We start from the raw sequence: 19,562 nt of genomic DNA, 5'->3' as shown, positions 1-19,562 counted from the left end.
CACCAAATGGTGYGGGCCGCCGTCGTACTTATCCGGACAGGCTATGCCAGGCGGGTCAGCCAGCCGTGGGTGTCCTCGACCGTGCCGGTCTGGATGCCGAGCAGCTGGGCGCGGATGGCCATGGTGGTCTCCCCCGCGGTCGCGTCCTCGGAGCCGATGAATTCGGTGTCGTCCTTSAGGACGCCGATCGGGGTGATGACGGCGGCGGTWCCGCAGGCGAAGACCTCGGCGATTTCGCCGGASGCAACGCCSTCGCGCCACTCATCAAGGGTGATCTTGCGCTCCGTGACGTCGCGGCCCATGTCACGGGCCACCTGGATAACGGAGGAGCGGGTGACACCCTCGAGGATGGTGCCGGAGAGGGCGGGGGTGACCAGCGAACCGTCTTTCATCACGAAGAAGACGTTCATGCCGCCGAGTTCCTCAACGGCGTTGTCGTTGAACTGGTCGAGGAACAGGACCTGCTTGCAGCCGTGGGCCTCGGCCTCCTGCTGGGCGATCAGTGAGGCGGCGTAGTTGCCGCCGCACTTGGCGGCCCCGGTGCCGCCGCGGCCGGCGCGGGCGTATTCGCGGGAGATCCAGATGGATACCGGCTTCAGCTCCCCGCCGAAGTAGTTGCCGGCGGGCGAGGCGATGACGCGGAAGGAGACCTCGCGGGCGGCGCGGACCCCGAGGAATGCTTCGGTGGCGATCATAAAGGGGCGCAGGTACAGGGCTTCACCGTCGCCGGAAGGAACCCACTCGCGGTCTGCCGAGACAAGTTCGCGGATGGCGGCCAGGAAGTATTCTTCGGGCAGTTCCGGCAGGGCGAGCCGGCGCGCGGACTTGTTCAGGCGTGCGGCGTTGGCCTCGGGCCGGAACGTCCAGACCGAGCCGTCGGCGTGGCGGTAAGCCTTGAGTCCTTCGAAGATCTCCTGGCCGTAGTGCAGCACGGCGGCAGAAGGATCAAGCGAGATGGGGCCGTAGGGTTCGATCCGGGCATCGTGCCAGCCGCCCTTGCCCTCGGCATCGACGCTGTAGTCGACCACTGCGGTGTGGTCAGTGAAGTAGTCGCCGAACCCCGGGTTGGCCAGGATAGCTGCGCGTTCTTGTGCGGACTTCGGGGTCGCCGAGAGCCGCTGGGTGAATTCGACGCCATGGGCAGTCTGGGTCATGGTTCCTCCACGGTCGGCTGCCTGGTGTGTGAACGCGGTTCATCCTCGGACCACGGCAGCATATTGGTGATTCGAAACAAGCTTACGCCCGTTGCAGCGGCCCTCCGGGGCGTCGTCGTCCCCGTCCCGGACGGCGAGCGGGCCGGGTGTCAGAGAGAGGCGGCAATCGCGTCGCCGATCGCGGCGGTGCTGCGGAAGCTCCCGTCGCGGCTTTCGACGTCGGCTGCCACTGCCGCCTCGATCTTCCGGGCCGCTGCGGTGTAGCCCAGGTGGTCCAGCAACAGGGCCGCGGACAGGATGGCGGCGCTCGGGTCGGCCTTCTGCTGGCCGGCGATGTCCGGAGCCGAGCCGTGCACCGGCTCAAACATCGACGGTGCTGTGCGGTCCATATTGATGTTTCCGGACGCGGCCAGGCCGATGCCGCCGGTCACGGCGGCGGCGAGGTCGGTGAGGATGTCACCAAAGAGGTTGTCCGTGACGATCACATCAAAGCGCGCCGGATCGGTGACCATAAAGATCGTTGCGGCATCAACGTGGAGGTAGTCATGGGTAACCTCCGGGAACTCCTGCGCGACGGCCTCGACGGTCCGCTTCCACAGGTGCCCGGCGAAGACCAGCACGTTGTGTTTGTGAACCAGCGTCAGCCTCTTGCGCGGGCGCGCGTTGGCCCGGCGGAACGCATCACGGACCACCCGTTCGACGCCGTGAGCGGTGTTGAGCGAGACTTCCGTGGCTACCTCGTGGGGTGTCCCCTCGCGCAGGGTGCCGCCGTTGCCGACGTAGGGCCCTTCGGTTCCCTCCCGGACCACGATGAAGTCGATCTCTCCGGGGTTGGCCAGCGGGCTGCCGACACCGGCGTACAGCCGGGAGGGGCGCAGGTTCACAAAGTGGTCGAGGCTGAACCGGAGTTTGAGCAGCAGTTCACGTTCAATGATCCCGGAGGGAATGCGGGTGTCGCCGGGAGCGGCGCCCACGGCACCGAAGAGGATCGCATCCCGGGTGCGGAGGTCCGCCAGGGTTTCCGCCGGCAGGGTCTCCCCCGTCTCGAGCCAGTGCTGGGCGCCCAGCTCATAATGGGTTTGCTGCAGGACGATGCCTTCTGCGGCGGCGGCCTTCTCGAGGACTTTCAGCGCCTCGGCGGTTACTTCCGGGCCAATGCCGTCGCCGGGGATAACTGCCAGGTCAATCGTGGATGCGCTCATGGATTCAGCGTAGCTGCGCAATCCACATGCTGGTCAAATTGTCTCATTATGCGGAAAGGGGCCTAGCTCCCTGTGACCGGCGACGCCACAACGGCGACGTTCTGGCCCCACAGATCACCGGTGTAACAGGAGATCAGGACCAGCCTGTTCGGAACCACGGCCCAGATCGGGCTGTCTTTCAAACCCGCTTTCACGTAGGTCGTGACGGAGTCCACTTTGTACGCAATGGCTCCGGTCGCCGTCTGCACCGTCAGCGTGTCCCCTGGCCTGGCCAAGGTGCTTAGCCGATTGAACGGCGCCTCGACGCCCTGCCAGCTGTGTCCGACGACGTACGTGGTATTCGTCGATCCGGCCCCCGGCGTACCGAACGGCGCCAGCCAGTAGCCGTCCATTGTCTCCGGGGGCACGATGCTCTGGCTTGCAGCCTCACCCGGTGTCGGCTGCAGCGGATGAATGGCGACGTCCATCTGCGCCGCCGGGTAGGAAATCCGCTGCGGAACGGAGGCCACGGGCCCCTGCGCCCTGGGCGGTGCCGTGTGCTGGGGCGCCGCTTTCGGGGAGGCGGGAGGCCGCGCGGCGGACGGACCCGGACTCGGCCGCAGGGCGACTGCTCCAGGATTAGTTGCCGCGGCTGCGGCCGTTGGCAGGGATGCCGCTACGGGCTCGGACGAGGCGTTCCCAACGCCGTTGACGCCGAAAGCTGCGTAGAGGATCCACGCTGTAAGGAGTCCAATGAGGCAGGCCGCCAGAAGCACTTTGTCGCGGCCGCGCATCAGCAGGACGCGGGGTGCCGCAGTGGCGGAACTGTCGGCTTTGCTGCTGAGGGCCATGAGTGCTCCTGGTGAGCTGTACCTTTGGTTGCAATGACTGTGCGGGGTTGCAATGGCTGTGCGGGCCGGTTGCACACTGGCAGCCGGCCCGCACCTTACCTAACTGGTGGCTTTGCCGCTTCGGAGCATGCCCCGCAGGAGGGCCGTGGCAGCCCCCGCGGTGAGTACTCCAGTGAGAAGCGAGAGCCACAGCGGAATGCCCGCAGCAGGAGTGCTGGCGACCGCCGTCTGGACGTTGAACCCAACGTTGGCCACCACCGGAGCCGGTGCTCCCGTGGCTGCGCCGGTTGGCGGCGTCGCGGGCTTGACCGGCTTCACTGCCGGCGGAGTCGCGGGCTTGGCCGGCTCATCGCAACCGCAATGATCGCCGTCACCGTTGTGGTCCCCGCCGTGGCCATGTCCATCGCCGTCACCGTTGTGGTCTCCGCCGTGGCCATGTCCATCGCCGTCACCGTTCCCGTTCCCGTTTCCGTTGCCGTTTCCGTCACCGTTGTGATCGCCACCGTTCCCGTTTCCGTTGCCGTTTCCGTTGCCATTACCGTTGTGATCACCCGACTGGCCACCATTGCCGTTGCCATTACCGTTGTGATCACCCGACTGGCCACCATTGCCGTTGCCATTACCGTTGTGATCACCCGACTGGCCACCATTGCCGTTGCCAGGCTTGTCGCCCTTGTCCGGCTTGTTCGAATTGTCGGGCACGGACGGAACTTCCGGTTTGTTCGAGTTGTCCGGCTTGTTCGAGTTGTCCGGCTTGTTCGAGTTGTCCGGCTTGTTCGAGTTGTCCGGCTTGTTCGAGTTGTCCGGCTTGTTCGAGTTGTCCGGCTTATTCGGGTTATCCGGCTTGTTCGAGTTGTCCGGCTTATTCGCGTTATCAGGCTTGTTCGAATTGTCCGGTGCGGCCGGCTTGCCCGGGTGTGAATCGGCAGACGAGCCGCCCGTGTGCACCCCGGCAGGATTGCTCGGAGGTGCTGCATTTGCAGTGGCCGCGCTCCCCAGCAGGGCGAGGCCAAAGATCCCCATAGTTGCGATTAGTCGTTTCACCGTACGTCGCTCCGTTCAGAGTCAGTTTCCGACCTGACTGAACTACGCGGAGTAACCACCTGAGACCAATGAACGGTTTGTTCGAGGCCTTGTAGAGCGAGAATGAGTGATGACAGATACTCCCCAGCAGCTTTGTCAGCCCGCTAACGCTGTCAGGCTAGGGCGGGGGAAAGAGCCGCGTCCCGAGTATTCGCTGCCCCTTTCGGGCGGGAAATTACCCGTTCTTGGGCCGGAACTACCTGTGCGTTAAGCGCCGCGAGGCGGTACCGGGTGGCAATCGTCTCCTCACGGAGTATTGCCACCCGGTACCGCCTCGGCGGAGTAGGCGGGGCGCCTTAGGCCTCTGCAGGCTCCTCATACTTGGGGAACACCGGCGCCGGTGCGGGCAACTCTGCGCCGGCCGCGATCGGTGTGTCGAGCGCCGCRAAGTCCCGGGCGTCGCCCTCCGGCTGGCCCAGGCTAACCAGGATGGCCCCGGCCGACGTCGGCATGACCGGCTGGGCGAGGATCGCCACAATCCGCAGTACTTCGAGGGTGACGTACAGGACGGTGTTCATCCGTTCGACGTCGGTCTTCCGCAACACCCACGGGGCCTGCTCGGCGAAGTAGGCGTTGGTGTCACCCAGAACGTTCCAGATGGCCTCCAGCGCGCGGCTGAATTCCTGCTTCTCGAAAGCGGTGCGGGCGATGCCAAGGAGGCCTTTGGCCTGGCCCAGCAACGCTGCGTCCTCCGCGCTAAAGCCGGCGGGAACCGGAACGCGGCCCTCGCAGTTCTTCGCCACCATGGACAAAGAGCGCTGGGCGAGGTTGCCGAAGTTGTTCGCCAGGTCCGAATTCATCCGGCCAACAATGGCGTCGTGGCTGTAGTTGCCGTCGGCACCGAAGGGCACCTCGCGGAGCAGGAAGAAGCGGACCTGGTCCAGCCCGTACTGTGCCACCCAGTCTGCTGGCGCCACGACGTTGCCCAGCGACTTGGACATCTTGACGCCCTGGTTGTGCAGGTGTCCGTGGATCATGACCCGCTTGGGCAGTTCCAGCCCGGCGGACATCAGGAATGCCGGCCAGTACACCGCGTGGAACCGCGAAATGTCCTTGCCGATCACGTGGACATCAGCCGGCCAATACTTCTGGAAGCTGTCCGATTCGGTATCCGGGAACCCGACGCCGGTCAAATAGTTGGTCAGCGCGTCAACCCAGACGTACATCACGTGATCAGGGTTGCCCGGTACCGGAACACCCCAGTTGAAGGAGGTACGGCTAATGGAGAGGTCCTCCAGGCCGCCCTTGACGAAGCTAACGACCTCGTTGAAGCGGCCGTGCGGTGCACCGAAGTCCGGCTGGTCCCCGTAGAGGGCCAGCAGCCGGTCCTGGTAGGCGGAGAGCTTGAAGAAGTAGCTTTCCTCTTCGGTCCAGGTCACCTCGGTGCCTGTTTCGGAGGCGTAGCGGAGGCCATCCTCGCGGACCTCGGTCTCGTCCTCCACGAAGTACCGCTCGTCACGGACGGAGTACCAGCCGGCGTACTTGGACAGGTAGATGTCGCCGTTGGCTTCCATCCGCTGCCACAGGGCCTTGGCCGCCTCGTAGTGGTCCGGGTCAGTGGTGCGGATAAAGCGGTTCAGCGAAATTCCAAGGTCGTCGCTCATCCGGCGGAATGCCGTGGAGTTACGGTCGGCCAGTTCCTTGACCGGGATGCCTTCCTTTTCCGCGGTCTGCTGCATCTTCAGGCCGTGCTCGTCAGTGCCGGTCATAAAGAAGACGTCRTAGCCGTCCAGCCGCTTGAACCGSGCCATCGCGTCSGTGGCGATGACCTCRTAGGCGTGGCCGATGTGMGGCACCCCGTTGGGGTAGCTGATGGCCGTGGTGATGTAGAACGGGGTTTTTTCGGAAGGCGTCACGTTATAAACCTAGATCAGTTCGGTCAGGGTATCGCTCTGGCGGACGAGTTCGTGGTCGTGTGACGCCACGAGCACAGCGATACCGTCCGACGTCGTGTCCTTGAGGATGCTGATAATGCGGTTGGCCGAGGTGCGGTCCAGGCTCGCCGTGGGCTCGTCGACCACCAGCACGCGGGTGCCGAGGATCAGGGCGCGGGCGATCGCGACGCGCTGGCGTTCACCACCGGAGAGCTGGGCGGGACGGTGGCGCATGCGCCGGCCCAGGCCAACCAGGTCAAGAAGGTCCTTGGCCTGGTCGCGCCGCTGTTCGACCTCGCCGTCGGGCACGGCGGGCAGCAGGACGTTCTCCAACGCGCTCATGCCGTCAATCAGGGCGCCGCCCTGGTCGACGTAGCCGATCAGCGCGCGACGGCGGTCGGCGATCTCGTCGTCGCCCATGGTTTCGAGCGAGTCGCCCTCCCAGAACACCCGGCCCGACGTCGGCAGGGTCAGGCCCGCGCCGACGGTCAGGATGCTGGTCTTGCCCGAGCCGGAGCGGCCGGCGACGCAGTGCATTTCGCCGGCGTGCAGGGTCATGTTGAAGTCGTCAACGACGTTGACGGCTTCAGCGCCGCCCTTGCCGCCGCCGTAGTGGATGGTGATGTTGCTCAGTTCCAGCGGAGTGGCGTGGTCTGTGGCTTTCACGATCGTGTTGGCGCGGGTCTGGTGGCTGCCGTTCCCGGTGCTCTCCGGCATCCGGTTCCGGGCCGCCCTGGTCAGGTTCAGCTCGTTAGTCATTGGACCACTTTCGTTGCAATCGGAATCCAGCAAAGTACAGCCACGAGTCCGGCGATTCCGGCCCAGAGTGCGGCATAGGGGGCGAGGAGCAAGCCGATAGCGAGGGCGCCGAGGACACCCAGGGGCACGGCGATGGCTCCCACCATGGCGTTTTCGAAGAAGCGGACCTGGCCCAGCATGTCCGGGTTCCAGCCCATGGCCTGCAGGATGCCGAGGTACTCCCGCTTGGCACCGAGCTCGAACCGGCCGGTGACCATGGTCAGCAGGAGCCCGACGGCCACCCCGGAGACACCCAGGATGATGCTCGGCATGGCGATGCTGGCCGCGGCCAGCCCACTCAGTGCGCTGGCGCCGGCGGCGCGCGGGATGTCGATCAGGAGTGCGGCCAGGCCGCCCACGGCGGCACCGAAGACGCCGACGGCGACCGCCAGCGAGCCGGTGTTGAACTTGTTGGTGCTCAACTGCCGGCTGGCGAAGGTCAGCGGCGAGTCCACAGGGATGAGCCGTTCGTCGTGCTGCGGTTCCTGGTCGATGACCTCGCGGTGGCGGAGCTGCTGTGCGGCGAAGAAGGCTGCGCCGCAGTACAGGACCAGGACCGAGGCCGACACCACCGCGGTGGCGGGGTTCCAGCTGATCAGGCTCAAGGCAATTCCGGCCACGGCCAGCAGGGCCGCGCCGACGCCGAACTCGGCTAGGACCCAGGACCGGATCTTCCGCTGCGTCCAGCCCATCGCCCGGAGGGTTCCGGCTTCGCGCCGGCGCTTGCGGACATAGCTGACGGTGGACGCTCCGGTCAGGAGAGCGGCACCGCACAGGGTCAGGAACAGCAGGGTGAGGTTGGTGCCGGTCAGCGAGCCGGAGACGGCGTCGGCGGCGTTCTGCCGCACCCACGACTGCTGGACGGTGCCCAGCGGTGATTCCTTGCCGGCGTCGTCCTTGGAGTAGCCCGGGACGAAGATGCTGGCGTCCTCACGGGCGGAGCCGGCCACGACGGTCGCTTCCAGGCCCATGTCACGGATCTGCTGGGCAAGTTTTTCGACCTCGGGCTGGGCCTGCTTCCAGCTGCCGTCCACATTGGCGCGGACACGCACGGCGTCGATGACGGAGGCGTTCTTCTCGTAGCCGCGGGCGGCGGCCAGGCCGTAGTAGTCGGTGATGGCGCCGGCCGACTGGCTGACCAGTCCGGTGGCGCTCAGCGAGGGCTTGAGCGCGGTGTGCGCGACGTCCTTGCCGTCGGCGTCCTTGGTCAGGGTCATCGGCGTCGGATCGTAGCCGCCGAGGGGCAGGCGGTTGACGTCGCCGGCTGCTTCCTGGACCTTGGCCGGGTCAAAGGTTCCGTAGACCATGGCGAGCGGGGTGGCAGGCTTCTTGCCGGTCGCGAGGTTCTCGYGGTACGCCCGCTCATCCACCGGGGTGCGCTGTGTCTGGTCGACCGGGGCATCATTGGCGCCCTTTTCGGGAAGCCGGTTGACCGTGACCCAGTCGCCGGGGACAGCGGACTTGTCAACGGCACCGTTTCCGGCCGTGTTCCCGTCCTTGTACTTGGGCGCGGCGGCGAAATCGGTGCTCCACGTTGCGGGGTTGTACAGGCCCTGGCCGAAGCTGCCGGTGTCCCCCATCAGCTTGGACAGGTCCTTGGAACCGGGCCAGGACAGGGCGAACGGCGATTTGGACACGAACGGGAGGTAGTCCTTGTCCAGCGAGCGGGTAGCGGTGCCGACGTCTTTGGTGACGTTGCCGGCGTCGTCGATTTCCTCGATCTTGACCGAGTACTTCAGGTCCAGGGACGTGCCGGAGCGGACGATCAGGGGAATGGCCTGCGAATCGGCGGTGAGCTGGCCGGAGCGTTTGGCCTGCTGGTACTGCGTCATCAGGGGCGCCCAGTACTTGAGCTTGACGCCAAGGAAGTCGGGGCCTTCTTTGAGCTGCTCCATGCTGATGCCGCTGGTGAAGAGGCTTTCGAAGTGGCGGCCGATTGCGCCGGCGTTGCGGGCATCGGCCGGCGGTGCCTTCTCCAGCGGGGCCAGGAAGTCGCCGGACCCGCCCAGGAGGGCGCGCTCTGAGACGGGGTCGACGGCGACGACGGATTCGGTGACCTGGGGAGCGAGGGGCAGCCCGACGGAGAGGTTGAAGAGATTGTGTTCGGAGCCGCCGGCCGGGGCCGGGAACTTGATGCCGGTCTCCCCCTCCGGGCCCGCGATACGGACGCTCTTGCCGCCGGCCACTTGCTCTTCGACGAGTTTGGCTTTGCCCAGGGAGCCCTCGGCAGTGGTCTTGAACAGGGTCTGCTCGGATTTGCCGTCCGAGCTCACGGCGCTGGCGGTCAGGCGGTACTTCTTGGCCGTATCGCTCAGGACGGACTCGGCAGCCGGCCACTTGGACGGATCGGTGGCGCTGGGGTCACCCGCGGTACCGGCCAGGCCCGCGTTGTAGCCGAGGTAGTCGGTGGCGTCGAGCCGCGGCGTTTCGAGGTTCTGCGAGACGCGGGAGACCAGGCTGATGGGGGCCGCCACCGAGGTGCCGGACAGCTTGCGGATCGATTCCAACTGGTCGAAGCTGATGCCGCCCTGGCCGGTGGCGATTTCCGGCTGCATCAGGCCGCCGCTGTCCTTCGCCTTGGCCTGGACGAGGACGTCGTAGAGGCCCCGTGAGTTCTGGTCCACGGTGCGGTTCAGCGCGGCCTGAGATTGGCCTTGCACGAGGACGGACAGGCACATGGCCACGATCAAAATGGACGCGGTCAGCAAAAGCACTCTGCTTCTGATGAACCTCTGGACGGCGTTCATTGGGCTCCTGAAAGCTGGATTGCGTGCGCACACCGCAGTTCACTCCGTGTGGAGCTGAAGGCGTCCCAAGGCCCGGTGTGCAAAAGTAAAGGCCGGTCTGCCGGCCTAATCCGAAATTCGGACCTAGCCATTGTACGCAGACCGGCCGCTCATTCGTGGCCGCCGGCGGCGGTGTTGCCGCCGCCGGCGTCCGCGGCGGGGACTCAGTCCTCCAGGTCGACCTCGCGGACCATGTCAGCGCCGATTCCGGCCTTGATGGCTTCCAGGACCTGCTGCGGGACGGAGCTGTCGATGGTCAGCAGAGCCAGGACCTGGCCGCCCTCGGTCTGCCGGGCCACCTGCATTCCGGCGATGTTGATGTTGTTCATGCCSAGGATRTGGCCGATGGTKCCRATSACGCCGGGMCGGTCRGAGTAGGCCACRACCACCAGGTGTTCGCTGATCGGGATTTCCACCTCAAAGCCGTTGATGCCAACGAGCTTCTGGATCTGCTTGGGTCCGGTCAGCGTGYCGGCCACCGAGATCTGGCTGCCGTCGCTGAGGGCGCCCCGCAGGGTCAGGACATTGCGGTACGACTCCGTATCCGGGGTGGTGATGAGCCGGACGTTGATGCCGCGCTGCTCGGCGATGACAGGGGCGTTGACGTAGGAAACCTGTTCGGTGACGACGTCGGCGAAGATGCCCTTGAGGGCTGCGAGTTCGAGCACCTTGACGTCGAGTTCGGAGATCTCGCCCGCCACTTCGACGTCGAACTGCGTCAGCGAGGCGTGGGTCATGGCTGTGAAGATCCGGCCCAGCTTCTCGATGAGGGGAATGCCGGGGCGGACGTCCGGAGCGATGACGCCGCCGGCGACGTTCACGGCGTCGGGCACCAGTTCGCCGGCGAGGGCCTGGCGGACGGACTTGGCGACCGAGACGCCGGCCTTTTCTTGGGCTTCGTCGGTGGAGGCGCCCAGGTGCGGAGTCACCACCACGTTATCGAGCTTGAAGAACGGCAGGTCAGTGCTGGGCTCCTTGACGAAGACGTCGACGCCGGCGCCGCCGATCTCGCCGGCTTCAAGGGCGGCGTAGAGCGCCTCCTCGTCCACCAGGCCGCCACGGGCGACGTTGACGACGTACGCCGTGCTCTTCATCTTCTTGAAAGCGTCCGCACCGAGCATGCCAACGGTTTCCGGGGTCTTCGGCATGTGGATGGTGATGAAGTCCGACTGGGCCAGGAGCTCGTCCAGGGTCACCAGCTGCACACCCAGCTGGGCGGCGCGGGCGGAGGTGATGTAGGGATCGTACGCGAGGATTTTGGTGTCGAAGCCCTTCAGGCGGGCCGCGACGAGCGCGCCGATCCGGCCGAGGCCGATGATGCCGACCTTCTTCTCGAACAGCTCCGTGCCGGTGTACTTGGAGCGCTTCCACTCGCCGTCCTTTAGCGCGGCGGAGGCCTGCGGAATATGGCGGGCGAGGCTGAGGATGTGGCCGACCGTCAGTTCGGCGGCGGAGACGATGTTCGACGTCGGCGCGTTGACCACCATCACGCCGGCCTGGGTGGCGGCTTTGATATCGACGTTGTCCAGTCCGACGCCGGCGCGGGCGATGACCTTGAGGTTTTTCGCGGCGGCAATGGCTTCGGCGTCCACCTGGGTGGCGGAGCGGATCAGGATCGCGTCGACGTCGGCGATCGCGGAGAGCAGCTGGGAACGGTCGGCGCCGTCGGTCTGGCGGATTTCAAAGTCCGGGCCGAGGGCCTCGACTGTGGCGGGCGAAAGTTCCTCAGCGAGGAGTACAACAGGTTTGGTGCTTGTCACCGGTGACCTCTTTAGCTCTCTTGTGTATCAGGTGGGGATTTTGGTGAAACGGGTGGTACGTGTGGTGCTCAACGCAGGGAAGCCGGACCCCAAGTAATGGTGTCCGGCTTCCCTGCCGGTCAATCGCCTTAGCGGGCTACTGAGCCTTCGGTGTAGTCGTCTTCGTTCTTGATCCAGGAGAAGAGCTTGCGCAGTTCGCGGCCGGTGGCCTCGATCGGGTGGTCCTCGCCCTTCTTGCGCAGGGCCTTGAACTCCGGGGCTCCGGCGTCCTGGTCGTCAATGAAGCGCTTGGCAAAGGCGCCGTCCTGGATGTCCTTCAGGACAGCCTTCATGTTTTCCTTCACCTCGGGGGTGATGACGCGCGGGCCGGAGACGTAGTCGCCGTACTCCGCGGTGTCGGAAACGCTCCAGCGCTGCTTGGCGATGCCGCCTTCGACCATCAGGTCGACGATCAGCTTGAGCTCGTGGAGCACCTCGAAGTAGGCGACCTCGGGCTTGTAGCCGGCCTCGGTGAGGGTCTCGAAGCCGTACATGATCAGCTGCGAGGCGCCGCCGCAGAGGACTGCCTGCTCGCCGAAGAGGTCAGTTTCGGTCTCTTCGGTGAAGGTGGTCTCGATGACGCCGGCGCGGGTGCCGCCGATTGCCTTGGCGTAGGACAGAGCCAGTTCCTTGGCCTTGCCGGACGGGTTCTGCTCGACGGCGATCAGGTCGGGCACGCCGCGGCCGGCTTCGAACTCGCGGCGCACAATGTGGCCCGGGCCCTTGGGGGCGACGAGGGCGACGTCGACGTCGGCCGGCGGTTTGATGTAGCCGTAGCGGATGTTGAAGCCGTGGCCGAAGAACAGGGCGTCGCCGGCCTGCAGGTTCGGGGCGATGTCCTCGGCGTAGACGTGGCGCTGGACCTGGTCCGGGGTGAGGATCATGATGAGGTCGGCCTCGGCGACGGCGTCGGCAACATTGAGCACGCGCAGGCCCTCTGCCTCGGCCTTGGCGCGGGACTTGGAGTCTTCCTTCAGGCCGACGCGGACGTCAACACCGGAATCGCGCAGGCTCAGGGCGTGGGCGTGGCCCTGGGAGCCGTAACCGATGACGGCGACGGTGCGGCCCTGGATGATCGACAGGTCGGCGTCGTCGTCGTAGAACATTTCAGTCACTGGGGTGTCTCCTTTGAATGGATTCTTTGGTGTTGTCTGTGAAAAACGGGGTGGGGATTTGATGCGGGGGCTGGGGCCTGCCTGTTAGGCGGACCGCAAAGCCCTGTCACTCATGGAGCGGGACCCTCGGCCGACGGCCAGGGTGCCGGACTGCACGATTTCGCGGACGCCGAAGGGCTCCAGCACCGAAAGCAGTGCCGTGAGCTTGTCGGGGTGGCCCGTGGCCTCGATGACCACCGACTCTGTGGAGACGTCGACCACTGAAGCGCGGAACAGGTCGGCTGCCTGGGTTACCTGCAGCCGGGTTGCGGCATCCGCACGTACCTTGACCAGGATGTGGTCGCGCTGTACGGAAGATTCGGGGGTGAGCTCGACGATCTTGATCACGTTGACCAGCTTGTTCAGCTGTTTGGTGACCTGCTCGATCAGCTCGCCGTCGGCGTCGACCACGACCGTCATCCGGGAGATGCCCGGGACCTCAGTGGGGCCGACGGCCAGGGAATTGATGTTGAAGGCGCGCCGGGCAAAGAGGCTGGCCACGCGGGTCAGCACACCGGGCTTGTCCTCGACCAGAACCGAAAGTGTATGGCGGGTCATGTTCAGTCCTCTTCTTCCCAGTCCGGGGTCATGTTGCGGGCAACCTGGATCTGGTCGTTGCTGACTCCGGCGGGCACCATCGGCCACACCATGGAGTTCGGGCTGACGACGAAGTCGATCACGACGGGGCGGTCGTTGATCGCCAGGGCCTGCTGGATGGTCGCGTCGATGTCCTCGTCGCGTTCGCAGCGGAACGCCGCACAGCCGTAGGCGTCCGCCAGCTTGACGAAGTCCGGGATCCGGACGGTGTCATGGCCGGTGTTGAGGTCGGTGTTGGAGTAGCGGCCCTCGTAGAAGAGGGTCTGCCACTGGCGGACCATACCCAGCGAGGAGTTGTTGATGACAGCGACCTTGATGGGGATCTTGTTGATTGCGCAAGTGGCGAGCTCCTGGTTGGTCATCTGGAAGCAGCCGTCGCCGTCGATGGCCCAGACCACGCGGTCCGGCTCCCCCACCTTGGCGCCCATGGCCGCAGGCACGGCGTAGCCCATGGTGCCGGCCCCGCCGGAGTTCAGCCAGGCGTGGGGGCGTTCGTACTTGATGAACTGGGACGCCCACATCTGGTGCTGGCCGACGCCGGCGACGTAGACGCCTTCGGGTCCGGTCAGGGCACCGATCCGCTCGATGACCCGCTGGGGTGCGCTGAGACCGTCCTCGGGTTCGGTCCAGCCCAGCGGGTAGGTCTCCTTGAGGTTGTTCAGGAAGGCCCACCAGTTGGTCAGGTCCGGGGTGCCCGAGGCCTCGAACTGCTGGCGCAGGGCCTCGCTGAGCTCCGGAATGATCTCTTTGACGGAGCCGACGATCGGCACGTCGGCGGTGCGGTTCTTGGAGATCTCGGCCGGGTCGATGTCGGCGTGGATGACCTTGGCGTGCGGGGCAAAGGACTTCAGGATGCCGGTGACCCGGTCATCAAAACGGGCCCCCAGGGTGATCAGCAGGTCGGACTGCTGCAGTGCGGTCACAGCGGACACCGTCCCGTGCATGCCGGGCATACCGACGTGCTGCGGATGGGAGTCCGGGAACACGCCCCGGGCCATCAGGGTGGTGACCACCGGTGCGCCGGAGAGTTCGGCCAGTTCCCGCAGTTCCGCGGAGGCGTGGGCCTTGACCACACCGCCGCCGACGTACAGCACCGGCTTGGTGGCGGCGGCGATCAGCCGGGCGGCCTCGCGGACCTGCTTGTTGTGACCGCGGACCACGGGGCGGTACCCGGGGAGGTCGATCCTGGGGGGCCAGGAGAACGTCATCTGCCCTTGCTGGGCATCCTTAGCCACGTCCACCAGGACGGGACCCGGCCGGCCGGTGGAGGCCAGGTGGAAAGCCTCCGCCATCACGTGCGGGATGTCGTTGGGGTCGGTGACCAGGAAGGAGTGCTTGGTGATCGGCATGGTGATGCCGACGATGTCCGCCTCCTGGAAGGCGTCCGTTCCAATGACTCCGCTGGAAACCTGGCCGGTGATGGCCACCATCGGCACGGAGTCCATGTGGGCATCCATGATGGCGGTAACGAGGTTGGTGGCACCGGGGCCCGAGGTGGCGATGCAGACGCCAACCCGCCCGGTGACCATGGCATAGCCTTGCGCGGCGTGGCCGGCTCCCTGTTCGTGACGGACCAGCACGTGGTTCATGCTGGAGGCCATCAAGGGGTCATAGGTGGGCAGGATTGCGCCACCGGGCAAACCGAAAATGTCCTCGACGCCGAGTTCTTCGAGCGAGCGGACGATTGCTTGCGAGCCGGTCATCATCGTCGGGGGTACGACGTTGTTCGGCCCAAGGACGGGAGAGGCAGCAGCATGCTCGACGCCGGCATCGGCCGGGCGTTCGACGCGTTCCGGAGCCTTGTGGGCTCCAGCGGACTTTGTGGCCATCAGCGAGGGGCTGATCGGCAATCCTTTGCTCATCGGACTCTTCCTTCGGTGGATCTACGGGTGGATCTTCGGCGATCTGGTGATGCGGGTGGTGCTGGTGTTGCGGAAATAAAAAAACCCCTCAGCCTGGCGGCTCTTCGAGGGGTTGCGCGTGGCGGGTCGTTACCAGTCGGGCTATGGAGCCACGCGCTTGGTAAGTACGACGACTGCAGCTGCGCAAGCGCCGCCGGAAACGATCTCGATCATGCGTTCAGTGTTCCCTCTGGGCGAGACAGGTGTCAACGAGCCCGACTCCTGTCTCACCATGTGGACTTCATCGTCCACCTACTGAACTCCCCACTCCCCCTCGTACCAGGCCCGTCCAGGCGGCAGGCGGGAGTCTCCTACCCCAAGCGGACGGCGCGGACGCCGTTCGCTTGGGGCCCCTCGGAGCCTCCCTTATTAAGCGTGGTCGCCCGCGCTGAGGGAGCTACCCGCAGTAGGCGCCCGTGGAGGCGCTGTGCACCAGCTTGGCGTACTTGGCCAGAACACCCTTCGTGAACTTGGCCGGCAGCGGCTCCCAGCCCACCTTGCGGGCTTCGAGCTCGGCGTCTTCGACCAGCAGGTCAAACGTCCGCGAGGCGATGTCTACCCGGATGCGGTCGCCGTCCTTGACGAAGGCGATCGGGCCGCCGTCGACCGCTTCCGGCGCGACGTGGCCAATGCACAGTCCGGTGGTACCACCGGAGAAGCGGCCGTCCGTGAGCAGCAGGACATCCTTGCCCAGGCCGGCGCCCTTGATGGCGCCGGTAATGGCGAGCATTTCGCGCATGCCCGGGCCGCCCTTGGGCCCTTCGTAGCGGATGACCACCACGTCGCCGGCCTTGATCTSGCCCTTGTCSAGYGCGTCSAGGGCGCCCTGYTCGCGTTCGAAGACGCGGGCGGWGCCCTCAAAGACATCGGCGTCGAAGCCTGCACTCTTGACGACGGCACCCTCGGGAGCCATCGAGCCGTGCAGGATGGTGATGCCGCCGGTCTTGTGGATCGGGTTGTCCATGGCGCGGAGCACCTTGCCGTCCGGATCCGGCGGGTTGATCGAGGCGAGGTTCTCGGCCACGGTCTTGCCGGTGACGGTGAGGCAGTCGCCGTGCAGCAGGCCGGCGTCGAGCAGTGCCTTCATAATGACCGGGACGCCGCCGATCTTGTCGACGTCGGTCATAACGTAACGGCCGAACGGCTTGAGGTCGCCCAGATGCGGGATCCGGTCGCCGATGCGGTTGAAGTCTTCCAGAGTCAGTTCCACCTCGGCCTCGCGGGCGATGGCCAGCAGGTGCAGGACTGCGTTGGTGGAGCCGCCGAACGCCATGGTCACGGCGATGGCGTTCTCGAAGGCCTTTTTGGTCATAATGTCGCGGGCCGTGATGCCCAGTCGCAGCAGGTTCACGACGGCCTCGCCGGACTTGCGCGCGAAGTCATCACGACGGCGGTCGGCCGAGGGCGGGGCGGCGGAGCCGGGGAGCGACATGCCGAGGGCTTCGCCGATGCAGGCCATGGTGTTGGCGGTGTACATACCGCCGCAGGCGCCTTCGCCCGGGCAGATGGCCTTCTCGATGCGGGTGAGGTCCTCCATGCTCATCTTGCCTGCGGCGCAGGCCCCCACGGCTTCGAAGGCGTCAATGAGGGTGACTTCCTTCTCGGAGCCGTCCTCGAGCTTGACCCAGCCGGGCATGATGGAGCCGGCGTAGAGGAAGACGCTGGAGAGGTCCAGGCGGGCCGCTGCCATGAGCATGCCCGGCAGGGACTTGTCGCAGCCGGCCAGGAGCACGGAACCGTCGATCCGCTCGGCCTGCATTACGGTCTCCACTGAGTCGGCGATGACCTCGCGGGAGACCAGGGAGAAGTGCATGCCCTCGTGGCCCATGGAGATGCCGTCGGAGACGGAGATGGTGCCGAACTGCATCGGGAACCCGCCGCCGGCGTGGACGCCTTCCTTGGCGCCCTGGGCCAGCCGGTTCAGGGACAGGTTGCAGGGAGTGATTTCATTCCACGAGCTGGCCACGCCCACCTGGGGCTTGGCGAAGTCGTCGTCGCCCATGCCGACCGCGCGGAACATACCGCGCGCGGGCGCTGCGTGGATGCCGTCGGTGACGACCCTGCTACGGGGTTTGATGTCCGGCTTGGTCTCTGYYGSKGTKTGGGTGTCCTSACTCATGGCTCAAAGTCTAGGGCTCCGCCGTTGGCCGGAACGAGCCGGATTGGCTCATTAAGCCCAAATGCGGGAATATTTCGACCAAATGGTGGACATCCGTCTCACACTTTGGGATTCGATGTAGAGACCCGCTAATGGGGCCTAGGCCAGGCCGGCTCCGTCACGCAGTTCGGGCGCCGCCGCCACCGTCTGCGCCTCCGCTTTGAGCATCGAGAGTACCTGCTGGATGGTGGTCCGGGCCGCGGCTTCGGGGCGGGCCAGGGCCACGATGCTGCGGCTGGCCTTGACGCCGCGGAGTGGACGGAGCACGAATCCCCGTCCCTGGTTTTTCAGGGCGGTGTAGCGCGGCAGCAGGCTAAGCCCGTGGCCGGCACTGACCAGGGCTTCGAGGACCCGGAGGTCCGGGAAGAGCTGGGCCCGCACGGCCCGGGAATCGGCCTGGAGCTCGATCTGGCGCAGGACCGTGTCGAACGGAAAGCCATCCGGCACGCCCATCCAGGGGAACCCGACGACGTCGTCCGCGCTGAGCGTCTGTTTTCCCCCCAGGGCGTGGTCGGCCGGGACCGCCACATCAAGGGGCTCGTCGATGAGCGGGATGACCTGGAGGCCTTGGCGGGCAAAGACGTCCGGCCCGTCGACGCTGTGCGCCAGCACGATGTCGTAGTCAGCTGCGAGGGCAGCGAATCCGGCGACTCCCGGGTCCTCGAAATGCGCTTCGAAGCGGAGGCCCTCAATGTGCTTCACCCGGTGCAGCAGCCCGGGTAGGAACATTTCCGCGGCGCTGGGGAAAAATGCCGCCTTGATGTGGGTTTGCCGGCCCAGCCGGTAGGTGTCGATGGTGGCCTCGGCGCGCGYCATGGCCGTGGACACGTCTGTCGCGGCACCGGCCATGGCCAGCCCCGCCTCGGTCAGCCGGACTCCCCTGCCTGCTTTCTCCACCAGCGTCACGCCGAGTTCATCCTGCAGGGTCCGGAGCTGCTGCGAGACCGCCGACGGCGTGACCCGCATGGCCTCGGCCGTCGCCCCCACCGTGCCGCGGTCCGCCAGTTCGCGAAGAATCCGCAGTCGCTTAAAGTCCATCAGGCGAGGCTACACGGGCGGCTCCACGAGGGTGGACAGCCGTGTTGGGCCGGACGTAACGTCAAGCAACGGCAACCCTGCCGCCTGGACGGAAGGTTTCGGCTATGGATTGGATTATCTGGCTCATCGTCATCGTGCTGATTGTCGGCGTTGTGTGGTGGCTGCTGAACCGCAACAATGCCCGCAGCGGCGCCGGGACCTCGACGGCCGCCGGGTCTGAAACCGCTACCGCCCGCCAGGCTCCGCGGACCTCGTCCGGCCACGACGGCGCCCTGTCCGGCGGAACGACGGCGGCATCGGCCGTCGCTGCTGCCACCACGGGCATACCGACCGCCGCCGGATTCAGCAATGCGGAGCCGGAGCCGCCGACCACGGCTGACGACGACGTCGATGCCGTCGCGGGCCAGTCCGAAGAGGCCGTCCGATCCGGGGACGCGGCCGCCTCCCCGGCAGCGACCCCACCCACGGCTGCCGCTTCGCCAGAAACCGCGAGCGCCGCAGAATGGGAAACGCAGTGGTCGGAGACGCCCGCGGCCGACGCGCACCCGGCCCCGCGCCACGACCTGCCGCACGGAGCGCAGGGAGCCCAGGGCCCGGCGGACCACGGCGAGCAGGCTCCGGTCCCCGACGACCAGGCCGCGCATGGCGACCACGAAGCAATGCCTGCGCCCTCTGCCCAGCCCGACGCCATTACCCCGGCCGAACCCGTTGCCGACGTACGGGCCGAATCCATGGCGGACACCCGGACCACGGAGGCGCCGACGTCCCGAACGGTAGAGGGAACCGCGGGAGCCGCTGCGCCGGCTCCCGTGCACCACGCCGAATACACCGAGCCGCATGCCCCCACACTTCCAGGAGCAGAGTCCGCGGCGGCTGAGGCTGCGGATGCTGAAACCGCCCAGGTCGCCAGCTCGGCCGCTGCCTCGGAGGGGTCGGCCAGCCACTCCACCGCTCCCGCCGGACACCTGGCAGTCGAGCAGCCCTACGGCGAGGGATCGGCCGCGCCCGCCCCCGACGGCAGCGGYCCGGAGGGTTTCACCGTCAAGGGGAACGCGTCGTCGATGATCTACCACGAGGACACCAGCCCGTCCTTTGAAGAGACCCGTGCCGAGGTCTGGTTCCTGTCGGCCGCCCACGCCGAAGCGGCGGGCTTCCGGCCGCCGCGCCGGTCACGGCTGTAGCGATACC

General features: G+C 66.4%; 14 protein-coding genes. 1 reads left to right on the top strand and 13 read right to left on the bottom strand.

All coding sequences use genetic code 11. The features are described 5' to 3' along the window. Positions 1 to 41: 41 nt before the first annotated feature. The 13 genes from AC1DHD_RS01460 to AC1DHD_RS01400 all read right to left on the bottom strand — a co-directional run bounded on the left by AC1DHD_RS01460 (position 42) and on the right by AC1DHD_RS01400 (position 18,374). Complete coding sequence (locus AC1DHD_RS01460; protein ID WP_476877973.1) at positions 42 to 1,154, bottom strand: branched-chain amino acid aminotransferase; 1,113 nt, start codon at positions 1,152 to 1,154, stop codon at positions 42 to 44. A gap of 149 nt (positions 1,155 to 1,303) precedes the next feature. Then, positions 1,304 to 2,356 carry a 3-isopropylmalate dehydrogenase gene (locus AC1DHD_RS01455; protein WP_476877972.1) on the bottom strand — a complete coding sequence of 351 codons (1,053 nt, stop codon included), beginning with the start codon at positions 2,354 to 2,356 and terminating at the stop codon, positions 1,304 to 1,306. A gap of 62 nt (positions 2,357 to 2,418) precedes the next feature. Beyond that, positions 2,419 to 2,865 (bottom strand): class F sortase, encoded by a 447-nt coding sequence (locus tag AC1DHD_RS01450; protein WP_476877971.1) that lies wholly within the window; start codon positions 2,863 to 2,865, stop codon positions 2,419 to 2,421. Between the two features lie 420 nt (positions 2,866 to 3,285). Next, positions 3,286 to 4,209, bottom strand: coding sequence for a hypothetical protein (locus tag AC1DHD_RS01445; RefSeq protein ID WP_476877970.1), 924 nt, complete (start codon positions 4,207 to 4,209; stop codon positions 3,286 to 3,288). A 356-nt stretch (positions 4,210 to 4,565) separates the two neighbouring features. After that, positions 4,566 to 6,125, bottom strand: a complete 1,560-nt coding sequence (gene metG, locus AC1DHD_RS01440) for a methionine--tRNA ligase (protein WP_476877969.1) — start codon at positions 6,123 to 6,125, stop codon at positions 4,566 to 4,568. A gap of 9 nt (positions 6,126 to 6,134) precedes the next feature. Then, on the bottom strand, positions 6,135 to 6,902 hold the full coding sequence (locus AC1DHD_RS01435; protein WP_476877968.1) for an ABC transporter ATP-binding protein: 768 nt from the start codon (positions 6,900 to 6,902) through the stop codon (positions 6,135 to 6,137). Beyond that, positions 6,899 to 9,688 carry an ABC transporter permease gene (locus AC1DHD_RS01430; RefSeq protein ID WP_476877967.1) on the bottom strand — a complete coding sequence of 930 codons (2,790 nt, stop codon included), beginning with the start codon at positions 9,686 to 9,688 and terminating at the stop codon, positions 6,899 to 6,901. Before AC1DHD_RS01430 ends, AC1DHD_RS01435 begins: the two co-directional genes overlap by 4 nt. A 203-nt stretch (positions 9,689 to 9,891) precedes the next feature. After that, on the bottom strand, positions 9,892 to 11,487 hold the full coding sequence (gene serA / locus AC1DHD_RS01425) for a phosphoglycerate dehydrogenase (protein WP_476877966.1): 1,596 nt from the start codon (positions 11,485 to 11,487) through the stop codon (positions 9,892 to 9,894). 128 nt (positions 11,488 to 11,615) lie between these two features. Beyond that, positions 11,616 to 12,641, bottom strand: a complete 1,026-nt coding sequence (gene ilvC, locus AC1DHD_RS01420; RefSeq protein ID WP_476877965.1) for a ketol-acid reductoisomerase — start codon at positions 12,639 to 12,641, stop codon at positions 11,616 to 11,618. 84 nt (positions 12,642 to 12,725) lie between these two features. Continuing rightward, positions 12,726 to 13,238 (bottom strand): acetolactate synthase small subunit, encoded by a 513-nt coding sequence (ilvN, locus tag AC1DHD_RS01415; protein ID WP_476877964.1) that lies wholly within the window; start codon positions 13,236 to 13,238, stop codon positions 12,726 to 12,728. A gap of 2 nt (positions 13,239 to 13,240) precedes the next feature. Continuing rightward, positions 13,241 to 15,139 carry an acetolactate synthase large subunit gene (locus AC1DHD_RS01410; RefSeq protein WP_476877963.1) on the bottom strand — a complete coding sequence of 633 codons (1,899 nt, stop codon included), beginning with the start codon at positions 15,137 to 15,139 and terminating at the stop codon, positions 13,241 to 13,243. 436 nt (positions 15,140 to 15,575) lie between these two features. Next, a complete protein-coding gene (gene ilvD, locus AC1DHD_RS01405; RefSeq protein ID WP_476877962.1) occupies positions 15,576 to 17,297 on the bottom strand; it encodes a dihydroxy-acid dehydratase in 1,722 nt (573 codons plus the stop codon). A 138-nt stretch (positions 17,298 to 17,435) separates the two neighbouring features. After that, the gene (locus AC1DHD_RS01400) at positions 17,436 to 18,374 is read right to left on the bottom strand and encodes a LysR family transcriptional regulator (protein ID WP_476877961.1); all 939 of its coding nucleotides are present in this window, start codon (positions 18,372 to 18,374) and stop codon (positions 17,436 to 17,438) included. A gap of 104 nt (positions 18,375 to 18,478) precedes the next feature. On the opposite strand from AC1DHD_RS01400, the gene AC1DHD_RS01395 reads away from it, so the two are divergent. Then, positions 18,479 to 19,555, top strand: coding sequence for a sunset domain-containing protein (locus tag AC1DHD_RS01395; protein WP_476877960.1), 1,077 nt, complete (start codon positions 18,479 to 18,481; stop codon positions 19,553 to 19,555). The last annotated feature ends 7 nt before the right edge of the window (positions 19,556 to 19,562 follow it).

The organism is Arthrobacter sp. 05L45_2 (assembly GCF_056397525.1).
Note: the sequence above shows the minus strand (reverse complement) of the source record. Positions and strands in the feature narration are given on the sequence as shown.

What these genes read in the sequence shown, in the direction of transcription:
- AC1DHD_RS01445 (WP_476877970.1), bottom strand. Translation starts at nt 4,209, where the DNA reads ATGGGGATCTTTGGCCTCGCCCTGCTGGGGAGCGCGGCCACTGCAAAT.
- AC1DHD_RS01410 (WP_476877963.1), bottom strand. Translation starts at nt 15,139, where the DNA reads ATGAGCAAAGGATTGCCGATCAGCCCCTCGCTGATGGCCACAAAGTCC.
- ilvN (WP_476877964.1), bottom strand. Translation starts at nt 13,238, where the DNA reads ATGACCCGCCATACACTTTCGGTTCTGGTCGAGGACAAGCCCGGTGTG.
- AC1DHD_RS01455 (WP_476877972.1), bottom strand. Translation starts at nt 2,356, where the DNA reads ATGAGCGCATCCACGATTGACCTGGCAGTTATCCCCGGCGACGGCATT.
- AC1DHD_RS01435 (WP_476877968.1), bottom strand. Translation starts at nt 6,902, where the DNA reads ATGACTAACGAGCTGAACCTGACCAGGGCGGCCCGGAACCGGATGCCG.